The organism is Kitasatospora sp. NPDC090091 (assembly GCF_044747365.1).
Lineage (GTDB): Bacteria > Actinomycetota > Actinomycetes > Streptomycetales > Streptomycetaceae > Kitasatospora.
In genome coordinates this window covers 85,830-99,808 of the sequence record NZ_JBIVDY010000026.1, presented here as the reverse complement: position 1 = coordinate 99,808, position 13,979 = coordinate 85,830, and the positions used below count along the sequence as shown (strand labels likewise).

Annotated in this window: 17 protein-coding genes and 1 pseudogene; 7 read left to right on the top strand and 11 right to left on the bottom strand. The window is 70.2% G+C overall.

Annotation, left to right across the window (positions count from 1 at the left end; translation table 11 throughout):
• Window positions 1-2: 2 nt before the first annotated feature.
• Window positions 3-452 (top strand): annotated as a pseudogene (locus ACIPSC_RS33340) (single-stranded DNA-binding protein); the annotation flags it as partial.
• A gap of 51 nt (window positions 453-503) precedes the next feature.
• On the opposite strand, the gene ACIPSC_RS33335 reads toward ACIPSC_RS33340, so the two are convergent.
• The 3 genes from ACIPSC_RS33335 to ACIPSC_RS33325 all read right to left on the bottom strand — a co-directional run bounded on the left by ACIPSC_RS33335 (window position 504) and on the right by ACIPSC_RS33325 (window position 3,121).
• Window positions 504-1,928 (bottom strand): hypothetical protein, encoded by a 1,425-nt coding sequence (locus ACIPSC_RS33335; RefSeq protein ID WP_400831762.1) that lies wholly within the window; start codon window positions 1,926-1,928, stop codon window positions 504-506.
• 3 nt (window positions 1,929-1,931) lie between these two features.
• Window positions 1,932-2,249, bottom strand: a complete 318-nt coding sequence (locus ACIPSC_RS33330; protein WP_400831759.1) for a hypothetical protein — start codon at window positions 2,247-2,249, stop codon at window positions 1,932-1,934.
• Between the two features lie 107 nt (window positions 2,250-2,356).
• On the bottom strand, window positions 2,357-3,121 hold the full coding sequence (locus ACIPSC_RS33325; protein WP_400831755.1) for an RNA polymerase sigma factor: 765 nt from the start codon (window positions 3,119-3,121) through the stop codon (window positions 2,357-2,359).
• A gap of 35 nt (window positions 3,122-3,156) precedes the next feature.
• Here ACIPSC_RS33325 and ACIPSC_RS33320 point away from each other — a divergent pair, with 35 nt between their 5' ends.
• The gene (locus ACIPSC_RS33320; RefSeq protein ID WP_400831752.1) at window positions 3,157-3,456 is read left to right on the top strand and encodes a hypothetical protein; all 300 of its coding nucleotides are present in this window, start codon (window positions 3,157-3,159) and stop codon (window positions 3,454-3,456) included.
• Between the two features lie 436 nt (window positions 3,457-3,892).
• Window positions 3,893-4,417, top strand: coding sequence for a helix-turn-helix domain-containing protein (locus ACIPSC_RS33315; protein WP_400831749.1), 525 nt, complete (start codon window positions 3,893-3,895; stop codon window positions 4,415-4,417).
• A gap of 31 nt (window positions 4,418-4,448) precedes the next feature.
• Here the strand turns inward: ACIPSC_RS33315 and ACIPSC_RS33310 are convergent, their stop codons facing one another.
• Window positions 4,449-4,649, bottom strand: coding sequence for a hypothetical protein (locus tag ACIPSC_RS33310; protein ID WP_400831746.1), 201 nt, complete (start codon window positions 4,647-4,649; stop codon window positions 4,449-4,451).
• 236 nt (window positions 4,650-4,885) lie between these two features.
• Between ACIPSC_RS33310 and ACIPSC_RS33305 the strand changes: the two genes are divergently transcribed.
• From ACIPSC_RS33305 to ACIPSC_RS33290, 4 genes are read left to right on the top strand one after another with little or no spacing between them, the layout of a single operon-like run.
• Complete coding sequence (locus tag ACIPSC_RS33305; RefSeq protein ID WP_400831742.1) at window positions 4,886-5,716, top strand: LuxR C-terminal-related transcriptional regulator; 831 nt, start codon at window positions 4,886-4,888, stop codon at window positions 5,714-5,716.
• A gap of 21 nt (window positions 5,717-5,737) precedes the next feature.
• On the top strand, window positions 5,738-6,370 hold the full coding sequence (locus ACIPSC_RS33300) for a hypothetical protein (protein WP_400831739.1): 633 nt from the start codon (window positions 5,738-5,740) through the stop codon (window positions 6,368-6,370).
• A complete protein-coding gene (locus ACIPSC_RS33295; protein WP_400831737.1) occupies window positions 6,352-7,443 on the top strand; it encodes an MAB_1171c family putative transporter in 1,092 nt (363 codons plus the stop codon). Before ACIPSC_RS33300 ends, ACIPSC_RS33295 begins: the two co-directional genes overlap by 19 nt.
• Window positions 7,440-8,048 (top strand): hypothetical protein, encoded by a 609-nt coding sequence (locus tag ACIPSC_RS33290; protein ID WP_400831735.1) that lies wholly within the window; start codon window positions 7,440-7,442, stop codon window positions 8,046-8,048. Before ACIPSC_RS33295 ends, ACIPSC_RS33290 begins: the two co-directional genes overlap by 4 nt.
• Before the next feature lie 369 nt (window positions 8,049-8,417).
• Here the strand turns inward: ACIPSC_RS33290 and ACIPSC_RS33285 are convergent, their stop codons facing one another.
• The 7 genes from ACIPSC_RS33285 to ACIPSC_RS33255 form a co-directional block, all read right to left on the bottom strand.
• Complete coding sequence (locus ACIPSC_RS33285; RefSeq protein ID WP_400831732.1) at window positions 8,418-8,801, bottom strand: hypothetical protein; 384 nt, start codon at window positions 8,799-8,801, stop codon at window positions 8,418-8,420.
• Window positions 8,798-10,009, bottom strand: a complete 1,212-nt coding sequence (locus ACIPSC_RS33280) for a recombinase family protein (RefSeq protein ID WP_400831727.1) — start codon at window positions 10,007-10,009, stop codon at window positions 8,798-8,800. Before ACIPSC_RS33280 ends, ACIPSC_RS33285 begins: the two co-directional genes overlap by 4 nt.
• 142 nt (window positions 10,010-10,151) lie before the next feature.
• Complete coding sequence (locus ACIPSC_RS33275) at window positions 10,152-10,769, bottom strand: hypothetical protein (protein WP_400831724.1); 618 nt, start codon at window positions 10,767-10,769, stop codon at window positions 10,152-10,154.
• Window positions 10,770-10,833: 64 nt separating this feature from the next.
• Entirely contained in the window at window positions 10,834-11,853 is a 1,020-nt protein-coding gene (locus tag ACIPSC_RS33270; RefSeq protein ID WP_400831721.1) for a phosphoadenosine phosphosulfate reductase family protein, read from the bottom strand.
• A 104-nt stretch (window positions 11,854-11,957) separates the two neighbouring features.
• The gene (locus ACIPSC_RS33265) at window positions 11,958-12,668 is read right to left on the bottom strand and encodes a hypothetical protein (protein ID WP_400831719.1); all 711 of its coding nucleotides are present in this window, start codon (window positions 12,666-12,668) and stop codon (window positions 11,958-11,960) included.
• Window positions 12,669-12,785: 117 nt separating this feature from the next.
• Window positions 12,786-13,088, bottom strand: coding sequence for a hypothetical protein (locus ACIPSC_RS33260; protein WP_400831717.1), 303 nt, complete (start codon window positions 13,086-13,088; stop codon window positions 12,786-12,788).
• A gap of 135 nt (window positions 13,089-13,223) precedes the next feature.
• On the bottom strand, window positions 13,224-13,919 hold the full coding sequence (locus tag ACIPSC_RS33255; protein WP_400831715.1) for a hypothetical protein: 696 nt from the start codon (window positions 13,917-13,919) through the stop codon (window positions 13,224-13,226).
• Window positions 13,920-13,979 lie beyond the last annotated feature (60 nt).

Here is a 13,979-nt window from a genome sequence, read left to right as displayed (position 1 = left end):
CCATGGCAGGCGAGACCGCCATCACCGTCGTCGGCAACCTCGTCGACGACCCCGAGCTACGCTTCACCCCGTCCGGCGCGGCGGTCACCAAGTTCCGCATCGCGTCCACCCCCCGCACCTTCGACCGCCAGACGAACGAGTGGAAGGACGGCGAGAGCCTCTTCCTCACGTGCAACGTTTGGCGCCAGCCGGCCGAGAACGCCGCCGAGTCGCTCCAGCGCGGCATGCGCGTCATCGTCCAGGGCCGGCTGCGCCAGCGCGCCTACGAGACATCCGGCGGCGACAAGCGCACCGTCTTCGAGATCGAGGTCGACGAGGTCGGCCCGAGCCTGCGCTCGGCCACCGCGAAGGTCACCCGCGCCAGCCGGTCCGCCGGCCCGGCGGGCGCACAGCCCGGCGCGGGCACCGACCAGTGGTCCGCCGACCCGGGCGGCACCTGGACGGGACAGCCGCCCTTCTAGAGCGCCCTGTCCCCGTTCCCCGGCCCCTCGAAGCTCCCCGCTTCAGGGGCCGGTCCGCTTGGCGAAGGAGACACGGAGCCGGCCGGAGTCGGGCCTGGTGTGGTCGGGAACCAGGACGGCAACACCGACGGCGCCGCGGCCGTCGCCCCGGGGAGGGCCGCCGGCGGCCGCGGTACGGGCTTCTCGGCGGCTGCCGCGGGGGTCTTCCGCGTCGAAGGCCTCCGGCGGCTGGCCCGCTCCGGCGGCCGCGGTCTGCAGGGGGCTGGGCGTGGCAGCGGGCGACGTGGGTGCCGACGAGAACTCAGCGGTGACATTGGGGCTCTCGCCCCCAGAAGGCCGTGGTGTCGCTGCTGTCTCCGCGGCGCCGGGGTTCGCCCGCCCGGCGTCCGGCGACTTTGTGGTCGGCCCAGGGGACCCGCTGCCCGCCGCGGTCGGTGGCGTGCCGCTGAGGAGCGAGCTGACCAGAGTGCCGTCCGTCAGGGCCCCGGTCTCCGGCTCCGACTCGTTCTCCTTGTCGCCTCCCATGACGAGCCGGACTGCGGAGAGAAGGCTGGAGAGCCGGCTTGACGACGCCTCTGCTGCCGCGAGCCTGCTCTCCGACACTCCCAGGGTCCCGAACGCCAGCGTCGCCAGTCGCTCCGGCATCCCCATGGTCAGGCCGTCCGTGACTGTGCCCGGGTCGCGGTCCTCTGCCGACTCGATGAGCTTCCGGTACTCGGCAAGGCGTGGCGCATCTGAGCCCCACAGCACGAACCGGGACACCCGGATCAGGTTCTGCAACGGCTGCGTTCTGGCTTCGAGCTCCCACTCGTGGGCGTCCGCCGCGGTGCGGAACGCCATGACGAAGATCCGCTCGGTGCCGTAGCTGAACGAGTACGCGATGGACGTCGGCGAGATCGCCGCCTCCGAATACATGACCATGCGGTCCACGTCCGTGCACCGGGCCTGCAGCGGCCCCAGCGGGGTGCACCTCATCTGCCCTGCCTCGGCGAACTCCCGGAACGCCGGATCCCCGATGTACGCGGAGCTGGGGCTCGCCTGCGTCATCGCCTGCGCCGGCTGGGGGGTGTACGTCCGGGGGACGAGCCAGCCCACGCCCACACCGGCGGCTGCGACGGTGGCCGCCAGCAGCAGGTTCGTCAAGGCGGAGCGGCGGTGCCGCTGCTGCGGGCCGGACGGGGCAAGCTGCCGCTCAGGTGTCGCTCGGTGCACCGGGGGAACTGCCTCGCCTGCGACCACCGTGTCGAGCGTCGGCAGGCCCGGGAGCGCCTTGCGCACCAGCTTGCGGACCTGGTCCGGATGGATCGCCGGGAAGTCCCGCCGAAGAACGGCGGCGGCCGCTGCGACGGCGGAGTCGAACGTCTGACGGCGATTGAGGACCAGGTAGGCAGTGCCTCCGTCGACGAGCAGGACGGCGTCCGCGTCGACATCGGAGGTGGCGATCACATCGGGGAGCTCTGGGTGCATGGCCTATCTGTCGTTGGCGCCGGTCCGGCCGCGTTGTTTCTCGACCACCTGGGCGGCCTGCTGGGTGATCCTCGCGACGGCAGCGTCGTCGAGGGTATTGACGCTGGCGGCGACGACGAGCACTCCATCCGGTGTCTTGGCCGACCGGACGTCAGGCAGCAGTGCCCAGTTGTCGTGTTCCGCAGCGCGGGCGTCGGCCTCGTCGGCGTCGGCGGTGGACGGGAACGACTCGTCGACAGCGGCGAACATCGCTTCAAGACCGGCCTGATAGGCGGCTTCGCTTAGTGGTTCGGCCGGCAGAAGCGCCCGGCCCGTTGCCACGGCCCGCTGGGTGACCCGGTCGTGCGTGCCGGATATACCGTCCAGGGTCCGACAAAGGCGGTCGCCAGCTCTCGATGCGCGTCGCATGTATGCGTCCAATCTCGTCGCTACACCGGGATCACATCGCGTGCAGCACGGTCCTCGTGGAGAAGGGCAGGCGCGGTGAGTGGTTCGGTCAAGGTGAGGGCTGCCTCATTATCAGGCATGACCTCGGAGAGTTTACGCAGACCGCGAAGAAGAAGAACCCGTACCGACCCCTCGGTGCACGGGCGCAGGGGCGTGCTGAGCACCTCTGCGGCCTGGGCAGTGCTCAAGCCGACGCATACCCGCAGGTACACCGCCTCACGCTGCCGGGCCGGCAGTTTGGCGAGGTAGTGCTTCAACGAGGCTGCCAGTTCACGCCGTTCGGCCAGCTGCTCCGGGGTGTCCTCGTCGGACGGGCCCTCGATCTCCACCGGCGTGGAGCTCAGGATCTCGGGCGCTCGCCGGCCCAGGCTGCGGTAGTGGTCGACGACCAGGTTGCGGGCGATGGTGAACAGCCAGGGCACGAAACCGCCGTTGCGGGCCGAGTACTGACCGATCGAACGGGCGACCCGGACCCAGGTCTCCTGCGCGAGGTCCTCCGCGGTGGCCATGCTGTCCACCCGGCCGCGGATGTCGCGGATCACCGGGTCGCGCAGGGCCGCATACAGAGTGCCGAGCGCCGCCTTGCGATCGTGGGCGGTCGTGGCCTCGGCCGCGGCCTTGGCGTACCGCTCGATCTCGTCGAGGTCGCCGTGGCCTCGACTGGCGGACTTGGAGGTGGACAGGAGCACGATCAGGGACCGCCCTTGGTCTGGGGATGGCAAGGGATGGAACAGAAATTCGACCACACGTTCGAGCGTTGTCTATTTCACTTGTTACAGTTATGGTCAATCTGCTGGCATCCGGCCAGCCGGCCGGCGCCGCTCGGCTGCAATGGGAAGGAGTCGTGCTGATGAGCCATCCCCCGTCCCGGGCCCAGAGCCTGCTCGCGCGACTGCCCGTCGGCCAGTGGCTCGCCCCGGCCGATGCCGTGCGCATCGTTCGCGATCAGGGTGCGGCGGTCACACTCTGTGGTGACGCCTATGTTGTGGACGAAGTTCCACTGGCATCTGCGGTCCGCCACGGACGCCGCACCGGCAGGGTGGTAACCAGGCCTGACGGAATGTTCCTGCGTAAGCCGTGATGGCGGCCGTCCGCCCGCTTGTTGTGGCGAGGGCCCAGCGTGCCGCGCTCGACGCCGGCCTTCAAGGACTCGTCCTGGAGGGGCTCAGAGGCGACCGGCCGGTCGGCATCCCTGCCCACGTGTCGTCGCCGTGATCGCCGTGGAGAGGCACCTGGTCCGGTCCCGCACCACGGAGTCCTCTGCCTGCCGCGAGCGATGCCCGCCTGTGCTGCCGCCCCCTCGGACGAGCGAGCTGTGGAGATCGACTCTCTCCAGTCGCCCATCGACGTCCCACCGCCCCTCCGCTCGATGTTCAACAGGTTGAACACGAGGGCAGCATAACCAGATCTTAAGACATCTAGCACGTCTGATTACCAAGGGTAGTTGATCGTCGAGAGTTCAACAGGTTGAACACGGCTATGATCGAGTTACCACGTGCATAAGGGATTGGTAAGAGATGAGCAGCATGGAGGGCTCCGCGGCGAGCAAGACCCAGGCGAGGGCTCACGAGATCGCGGCCAGGCTCGACCGACTGATCGCCACGGAGAACGCGCGCCGAGAAGCGAGAGGCGAGGATCCGATCACCCACCGCGAGATCGCCAAGCTGACCGGCGACCGGGTCTCGCCTACGACGGTCCGGGGCCTGCACAAGGCTGAGAACGGGCGCGGCGCCCCGGCCAACCCGCAGGTGAGCACGCTCGATGCCATCGGCGAGGTCTTCGGCATCCGCAACGGAGCCGAGTACTTCACCTCGGATGCCGCAGCGAAAGCCGTTGACAAGCAGCTTAGGGCGCTCCAGGCCCTGGCGGAGATCCGCGGCCCGCAGGGCGCGCCTGGCGATGCCGGCCTCAGCCTCGCGTTCCGGGCGGCCCAGCTCAGCCCGGACGGCTACAGGCTGGTGAACGACCTCGCCGAGAGGCTGCTGGCGCACGAACTTGCCGCACGCCAGGAACCTGACAACTCGGCTGAACGGGATGGCTGACGAGCGGGTTGACGCGTCGGCCGCGCTTCGGTCAGCCCCACATCGAGTCGTCGACGTGTGCGGGCGCCGGATTGGTGGGTTCCGGGGTGACTGGCCCCGTGATCCCCCACATCGAGTCAGCCGCGGTGGCCTGGTCGACCGTGCCCGAAGAGCCGGCAGAGACCGCCACCACAGCGAGCAGCCCGGCCGCAGCCAGGCCGGTGAGAACTCGGATTCGCTTGAGATTGTGCATCTTTTCCCCCGTGACCGCTCCCGGCGGGGAGCGTCTGTGTCCTGACATTGAGGGGTCCTTCTCCCTTGGGAGATCCCCTCGACTACATTTCATGATCAAGCAATCGGAATCAAGAGCTTCAGGCTTCGTATACCTGCACTTCCGGATCAAGAAAAGAAGTTGACAGACAGATGGCGCTAGATGCCCAAACTCGCACAACTGATAATGAATCGGGCATGGCGTACTGCGGGGGCGGCATGGGACTCACAGTTGCGGAGAGCCGCCGGCCGGGCCCGGGCCAGACGTTGGACGAGCACCTGGACGGCCTGCGCGAACACGCCCGCGCCGTCCTGGCGCACACCGAGGCGCTCCCCAAGACGGTCCATCAGCTCGCCGGCTCCTCCTGGCCGGACACGGCAGCCGTCGAGCTCCTGGTCGGCATGGACTACATCAACCGCCGGATCGCCACCTACCTGGAGCAGGCGACCGAGTCCATGTGCGCCGCCCAGCCGGCCCCCCGGACGGCGCGAGTGATCCGCGGCTCCTACCAGCGCGACTTCCCGTTGCTGACACGCGGCGTGGCCATGCGGACGATCTATCCGGACAGTCACCGGCTGGATGAGCCGACCTCGAAGTGGGTGGCGACGATGACGGAGCAGGGCGCCGAAGTCCGAACACTCGCCCGCCCCTTCCAACAGGTCGTCATCATCGACTCCAAGGTTGCCTTCATCCCCTCCGTCAACGCCCCCGGGCCGGAGGAGCCGCAGGCACATGCCGAAGCCCTCCTGGTCAAGGACCCCGCACTCGTCCGGTACATCGTCGCGGAGTTCGAGGCACGGTGGAACGCGGCCTCCCAGTGGCGTCCCAGCGAGGAGCTGCAGCTCGCCCCCGTCCAGAGCGTCATCCTCCAGCTCCTGGCCCACGGACGGTCACAGGAGGCCATCGGCAGGGAACTTGGGATCTCGACCCGGACCGTCGCCAAGCACGTCGCCGCCGCCCGCGAGGTCTACGGCGTCGACAGTGTCACTGCCCTGATGTATGTGTACGGGGTAGAACGGGCAGCACAGAACGCGGTCCGGCCGACCTGAATGGTGTAGACCAAGCATGGCGTGAAGCATGAACCGGAATGCGGCATTCGGATGTGGTTGAATGCGCGTTCCGAAGCCAGAAATGTGCACTGCCGGATCATGCGCACCACTGAAAGGGCCACCGCCATGCCCATCCCTCCCGGGCTGCGCAGGCAGTGCGAGTCCATGCTCGCGAGCCTGCCCATACCCGACCCGTTCAGCGTCGAGGGATTCGCGGAAGCGCTCGCGGCAGAACGCGGCCGGAAGATCGTCATCGAGCCCATACCCTTCGACCCCGGCCCCGGCGTTCCCACCGGGCTGTGGGTCCGGCTTCCCTCCGTCGACGTCATCTTCGTCCAGGCAAACACCAGCCCGGCCCACAAGGCCCTGATCATCCTTCACGAACTCGCCCACATCGCGTTCGGACACGAGTGCCGGGTCAGCCCGGACCTCCTGGAGAAGCTCTTCCCCGGCCTCACCCCAGAACTCATCCGCAGCACGCTGCTGACCCGCGACGGCTACGACGACGAGCAAGAGGCCCAAGCCGAGATGCTGGCCCTGCTGCTCGCGGAAGCCTTCAGCGCCGACGAAGGCAGCACCCGCCAGGGCCGCGCCGTCTTTCGCAGCCTCAGCTTCCCCGTCCGCAGGATCCTCGGGTGGAGGCGGGCAGCGTGATCGACGACATCATTGCCAAGGCCATCCCCGCCACCCTGGTAGCCATCGCCCTGTGGCGCCTCCCCGGAGCTCTCCGATCCGGGCGGGCCCCGCGGTCCCTGTGCATCACCATCGGGACACTCGGCCTGGCCCTCGGCGTCGGCGCCGTCAAGGTGCCGCTGAACGACCTCTACACCGGCCTGCCCGTTGTGCTGCGCCACCTGCTCGGCATGACCAGCACCGCCTACCTGCTGGACTACCTCTACGCCGTCCACGGACCCGGCCAGCGCGGACGAAGCCGCACCAACCTGCCACTGGCCGCCGCGGCGTCGACCGTTATGACGCTGCTCTTCTTCCTTGTGCTGCCACGCGATGTGACGCCAGACCCGAATGACCTGCTGACCGACCACCAGGGCGAACCGGCCGTCATCGCCTACCAGGCCATCTTCTACGCCTACCTCGGCACCGCGATGGCACTGGGAGCCAAGACCTTCGGCACCACCCGCCGGGCCGTCCCGCGCGGAGTCGTCCGGGCCGGCGTCACCTCCCTGACCGCCGGCTGCGCCCTCGGCACCCTGTACGTTGCCGAACGCCTGCCCTACATCACCATCCCCGGCCTCGGCCACAGCGCGGCGCTGAACCTGCTCTTCGACCTCACCGTCGCCACGTCGATCCTGCTCATCATCATCGGCCTGGTCCTGCCGCCCCTCCGAGGCCTCACCCGCTACATCCGTGACCAGCGCACCATGTGGATCCTCCACCCCCTCTGGTCCGCGATCGTCACCGAGTTCCCGAACCTCAACCTCGGTGACCGCCGCTCACGCCTTCGCGAACTCTTCACCCTGGGCGATCTGACCATCGATGTCGCCCACCGTGCCTTCGTGATCCGCGACGCCTTCATGAACCTCGGCATCGGAACGAGCCAGGACCCCACCAGCGAAGCAATCCGCGCACGGGCAGCGCTCCAGCAGAAGGCGGCCGGCGAACTCGCCACCAACTTCCAGCTCGCCGGCCACCAGGAACTCCGCGCCCCCTCCCGCGACATCCTCTGGGCCACCAACGTGGCCCGCGCCTACAACAAGACGAGCCGATGACCACCACCAGCACCAACCCCGACCACGCCCTGGCGCTCCTCGGCCGCCGACTCAGCGACTGGGCCGACCCGAAGAACACCATCATCGCCGTCAGCCTCGCCATCGGCTGCGGTCTCTACGGTTGGCCCGGCCTCGGTTGGGCCGTCATCGCCATCGTCTTCGCCGCGGTGATTCCGATGATCTACATCGTGTACATCGAGGGCGACGGCAGCTGGGCCGACCGGCACGTGACCGACCGCGTCCGCCGCATCACCGTCCTACCGGTCATCAGTGCGTCCGTGGCCGCCGGCATCGCCCTCCAGGCCGCCACCAACGCCCCCCGCCCGCTCATCGCCATGACCGCGGCCATGTGGGCCACCGTCACCGCGGTCTGGCCCATCACCTTCCTGGCCAAGTACAAGATCAGCGTCCACGCGGCCGTCACCGCCGGCTCCTTCGCCATGCTCGCCCAGGCCTACACCCCGTGGTGGATCCTCGGGTACGCCTTCGTCGCGCTCCTCGGCTGGGCCCGCGTCGCCGTCCGCGAACACACCGTCTCCCAAACCATCACCGGCGCCGCGCTCGGCACCCTGGTGGCCGGCGGCGTCTACGCCCTCCTGGCCTGAGCCCAGGTCCGCGGCCGACCGGCCTCCGAGCAGCGCCAGCCACACGCAGTAGGGCCCTGGGGCGACACGCCCCAGGGCCCTACGCATCGAGGACGACTCGTCCTGATCGATCCACGTTGAGATCCTCGGCCCCCGAGGGGCCGCCACCGTCCGCCACGGCGGACGTCAGAACTGCAAGAGCTCCCGCAGTTGTGTGCACCCGCACACCTGTGTTGAGATCCACCAGCCCCGAGGGACTGCAGCGTTGGTGCACCCGAGGGCTGGCCAACACGAGAACCGTAGCGCCCCCCACCGACAACCGACCAGCGAACCCGGAAAGTCATACCGGCGCGGCCCGGCCCACGGCCGGCACACCCGGTCGAAGCCCAGCTACCGGCCCGGCACGTCCGGCCCGGCGGCCGGATCAGCCTTGGGCACCTGAGACCGCTCGGCGAGGACCCGCCTCACCTGCGCGACCGACGCTCCCGTTGCCAGCGCGATGTCACGCACCGTTGCCCGCCGCAGCGCCAGGGCAGCTACCGCCTCGCCCAGGGCCGCCGTGTAGGCGCTCTCGGCCGAGCGCAGCGCCTCCAACTCCGGAGTCACCGGGACGAGCCTGACCTCTGCGGCCACGCCAACGAGGGAGAGACCTTGCACCGTGCTCTCGCGCGCCGCCTTCAACGTCCGCCCATGGCCGTACACCCCGTACTCGGGAACGTGCACCACCCAGGTCCGGCCGCGCCGGCCGGCCCGGCACTCAAGAGGCGTGCTCATGCCGCGCCCTCCATGTCGTCGATGACTTGCTGCGCCACCATGTCCGGGACGGGGACAGGCAAGACCACCTGCTGGCCCCCGACCCGGTACAGCGTGTGCGTTCCGCTGCTGCCGACCACGGTGACGGTGAGCCCCAAGCGCTGCGCGGCGGCACGGATACGCATCAACCCGGTCGCCGCCAACCCCGCGCGCAGGCCCGCGGTGACCTCCTGGGCCTGCTTCCACTCCTGCAAGCTGATCACCGGCTCATGCACAACCCCCGGTGACCACACCCACTTCGAGATCGGGTTCAGCCTGGAGAACCCGGCCCGGCCGGTGCGGGTGGCCTTCCGGTTGAACACCTGGTAGCCGGCCAGCTTCGGGTTGGCGATCAACCCCTCGACCAGGCTGTGCGTCCACCGGCGATCGACCGGGTACCGGTCGGGCTCCGACGCCAGGATCGAGATGATGTCGGCCGCCTTCAAATGCTCCTCCCGCCGCAGACGGCACAGCTCCCGCGCCGCGTCGAACCGACGCGGATCCGGGTGCGGAGCGAGCTTGCGCTTCGGCCGCACCAGGCCGAACCGCCCCCGCTCCGGCACCGGGGCGTTCTCGTCGATCACCGTGACGTACGGGTACGGCGCGTAGCCGTGGTTCCAGCCGTTGATGGCGTGCTGGACCTGTCCGCCCATCGACTGCTCCATCAGCACCGTGCGGTAGATCTCCGCATCGACCTGGGAGTACCGGCGGGTGCGCAGCCGGCCGGACTCGGTGCCGCCGATCGGCTCGTTGGCGTAGACGACTTCCACGCCGCTTCGCTCCAGCTGGTGTTCCACGGTGAGGCTGGTCAGCATGGCCCGTGCCAGGCGGTCGGAACGCTCGGCCATGACGTGGGTGACGGCCAGTTGCTCGGCCCGGTCCACCAGGTCCTGGAGACCGCCGTCCCGGGGGACCGGAACGGCGAGCGCGTCGTACATCTGCTGGGGCCCGAGGCCTCGCAGCTCCGGGGGCAGCATCCCGGACTCAACGTCCCAGAAGTGCGCGATGAACGACTCGCCGGGCTCCAGGCGGGCGGAGGCAAGGGCTACCTGCCGCGGGATGGAGGTGGCCGGGTTCTGGTTGTCCTTCGTGCTGACGCGACCGAGGAACACCGGGCGACGGGGACGCCCGTCCGCCTGCTTGAATCCGGGCAGGTCGGAGAGGTCGATAGGTGGTCCGAACTGGGTCATGGCCCTTCCTGGGTGTGGGACGTTCCGGATGGAGTAGGGGCCGGCCGGGTTCACCGGCCGGCCGCAAGAGGGTCAGGCCGCGCGCCTGCCGGCGGCAGAGGTGTCGGCGTCGGCCGGGCCGAACGCTCGGCGAGGCGGCCGGTCAGCCGACGGCGGAGGGCAGGCTGAACCGGTGCTCGGCCGTCCCTTCGGCCTCGACGTCGTCCGGCGCCGGTTCGGAGGCGAGTGCCGAGAGCACCCGCAGGCCGGCCCGCTGGTCGAGGTGTTCAAGGTGCAGGGCGGCGAACTTCACCGTGCCGTCGCCCTGCCCGTGCAGGTGGGCGACACCACCCGGCCACCGGACGGTGGCGACGTTCGGCCGGCTGCCCCACTCGACCGTGGCCGATGGCATCAGCTCGCTGGCCATGGTCGTGAGGGTGACGAGCGCGGCCTTGGCCAGCTCCGTCTTCCCGGCCAGCACGGACTGCCGTGCCCTCCAGGCGGGCAGTACCCGGCTTCCGACCTTCTCGGCCAGGCCGGCGGCATCGACGGCACTGCCGCAGACGCTGTCGATCCACTCGCTGCGGTCCGGCCAGACGTGCATGCCGTTCGGCCGGACCTCCATCAGCACGTTGCCGGTGGCGCCGTGGTGGACATTTAGGCTCAGTTCGTCCGGGCCTTCGAGAATCGCCCAGGAGGCGTCACCCACGCTCTCTGCTGTCCAGCCGTCGCCGAGAACGCGGGCGACGGCACGGGCGACCTGCAAAGCGGTGCGGGACATGATCGTGAATCCTCTCGTGATGGGGGGTGGCCGGCCGGGAAGGTGCCCGGCCGGCTGCAGACGTTCAGGCCGTGAGCGCGTACCGACCGCGGTAGGCATCGCCGGCGGCCGCGCTGACGTACCGGGTGAGGACGTCGCCGATCCGCCAGCCGGTCAGCGGGCCGCGCCGGACGGCCTCCGCGTACACCTGCGCCATCGAGACGTCCGGCTTGAACTGGTGCTGCACGGCTTCCTCAAGGGCGACGTACCGGGCGGCCAGGGTGAGGCGCAGCCGGGCGGCGCGCACCAGGTCCTCGAAGCCGGCCAGGATGCAGAAGGTGCACGACAAGCGCGGCATGCCCATGTCATATGCCGGGTGGTACTCCACGCCGGCCGCCGCGATGCTGCGCCACACCTTCGCCGTGCTGTACGCATGCACCGGGTTCCACTGGAGTACGATCCGCTTGCCGTTGCTGGCCCGCCGGTCGATCGACAGCACCTCGCGCTTCGCACGGGCCGGCGACTCCTCCGCCCGGAAGCCGAACACGGCCAGCAGTAGCGCGGGCCGGCCGAGGTCGCCGAGCCCGGCGGTCGTCTCGGTGTACACCGGGGCCAGGACGTCCCGCTTCAAGCTGCTCGTGCACAGGCGCCGTGCCGAGTCGGGAAACATCCCGCGCCTCTCCACCATGGCGATGAAGCCGCCCTCCCGAGCCCGGACGGTGAGCGGGACGCCGAAGAACCTGGCGTGCCGCTCGACCAGCTCCCGGGTGCCGGGCCACTCGGCTTCGCCGAGGTCGGAGTGGACCATCAGCACGCGGTCGGTGGCGCCCGCCGCCCGGGCCCAGGTCATGACGGCGATCGTCGCCGCGAGCGAGTCCTTGCCGCCGGAGGTCTGGAGGAGGCACCGGTCAGCGAGGCGCAGCAGCGCGCGGGCCAGCCGCGCCGACGTGGTGCAGCGGCGGCACAGGGTGTCGGCGGCGGCCAGGCAGCCGGCCGGGCGCAGGGGCGCGCGGGTGCCGCAGAGCGCACGGTGGGGGAAGGCAGGGTCGGGCACGTGCAGGGTGCTGCGGCTGCTGGTGCGCAGCAGCTCGGGCGTGGTGGGCATCAAAGATCCGTTTCAGGGCAGGCCGAGGGGGCACCGCGACGGTGCACGGTGCGGGGATGTGGGGTGGCCGGCCGCGCCCGGCGGTCGGGCACGGCCGGGGCGGATCAGCGGAGCAGCCCCCGCAGCGACGCCTTGAAGTCCTCGAACTGCTCGTAGTTGGAGTGCACGGCGACCAGCTCATCCACCAGGGCGTCGGTGATCGCGGCGGCCAAACGGCGTCCGGTCGCCTTCGCCGACTCGGTCGCCTCCGGGACGACCTCGCGCAGCGGGGCCGCCTCGGCGGACCCCGGGCCGGTGCTGCCGAAGTCGACCCGGAACGTCAGGGTGTCCCCGGTGCCGACCAGGACGGCGTGCCCACTGGCGTGGTTGAGCTGGAAGGCGTCCGGGCCGTTGGGGTGGTCGAAGAGGCGCCAGGAGGGCCCCAACTGCTTCGCCGCGGCCTTCCCCACGGTGCGGCCGTTCTCGCCCGGCCTGTACGCCTTCGGGTGGCGGACCGGGATGGCCATGACCTCCTCGGCGAGCATGTTGAGCAGCTCCCGGATCAGATCCTGGGCGCCCTCGCCCAGGGTGCAGCCGTGCTGCGTGGCGAACGCCCGGGGTTGGCCGTAGGCGTGCGGGTCGTCGCCGAACCTGAGCACGAGCGCGGAGCCGTGCTCCTCGCCGTCGAGCTCGACATTGAGGCCGCTGGAGTGGCTGATGCGCGGCTGGCCGGAGGTGCTCGTGTTGCTCCACCCGGGGCTGAGCTGCCGGAGCTGCAGGGTGGTCTCCTGTATCAGCTCGGCGTCGGTGAAGTGGACGGAGTTGGGCGTGGTCACGGTGGTGCCTTTCGGTGGGGCGGGTGCTCTCCCGCCGGCGGTGAAGCGAGCGGCCCCCGCCGGTAGCCCCGCGATGCAGCGGTTCCGGCAGGGGCCGGGAAGGGGAACGGCGCGGCGTCAGCCGGCGGTGGGCGCCGATGCGGCGGCGGCCATGGCCCTGATCAGCGCGGCCAGGCTGCGGGCGGAGGCCTCGGTACCGCGACGCCACACGAAACACTGCTTCGGGCCGTACTCGCCGTTCTCGCCGAACCTGGGGTAGACGAAGGTCTGTCCGTCCTCGTCGTCCAGCTCGATGCGCAGACCGGTGTCGTGGGACACACAGAGGGTGCTGAGACTGCTGCTGTCGCGCCAGCCTTCGTCCAGCAGGGCGGCGGTGCGGCGGAGAACGGTGTTGGCGTCGGGGCGGGGAATCGTTGTCATGGTGTCTGCCCTCTCACGGCGGCGTGGGCCGCTGTTGGTGGAAGGCCGACCGGGTTTCGGCCGGCCGGGGTTCGGGCGCCCCGAACACTGCAGGGCGCCGCTGCGGTGCGCGGCGGGCGCCGGCGGCCCGGGCCGTCAGCTGAGGAGCGCGCGGGCCTTCGCCGCCCGGTTGCGGAGCTGCTTGAACTCCCCGACGAGCTGCTCCCGGTCGCACAGGAGCGCCCGGACGATGCCCTGCACCAGGTAAGAGGCCTTCTTGGCAGCGGGCACCCCGAGCGTCGGGACCGAACGCACGGGGCCGTCGGCCTGGCCGAAGTGCCGGAGCCGGAAGGTGACGGCGTCCTCGGTGACCGTCACCTTCACCGAGTCCAGGACGCCGAGAAGCAGCTCGAACTCGTCGGCACCGCCGCCGGGCGCGACCGCGCACGCCAGGAGTTGGCACACGGCCTCTGCAATCGATCCGGCGTCGCCCGTGTCCGCGCCGGTGGCCGGCTGATCCTGCGCGGCGAAGGAGGCGGGTCCGGCGGTGGGGTTCATGTGCTCCGAGATCAGCATGTCCGTGATCTGCTGTGCCAGCGCGACGGCGCCGCGGTTGCCCGATGCCGTGTACGGCATGCTGAGCGGCTGCGGCTTGCCGTACTCGCCCTCGTCGCCGAACTTGAGGAAGACGAGGTGCTCGCCGGCCTCCAAGTCCAGCTCGACCCGCAGGCCGGTGCTGTGCGTGATGCTCAGTGCGCTGAGGCTCGTGGTGTCGCGCCAGTGGGAGCCGAGCAGCGCTGCCGTCCTGCGCAGGAGCGTCGCGCCGGTCCTCTTCGAGAGCCGGGTGCCCATGGAGATGGGTGTCCTTTCGGTGGCGGGTGCTATCCCGCGCGGGCGTACGGACGTTCGTCG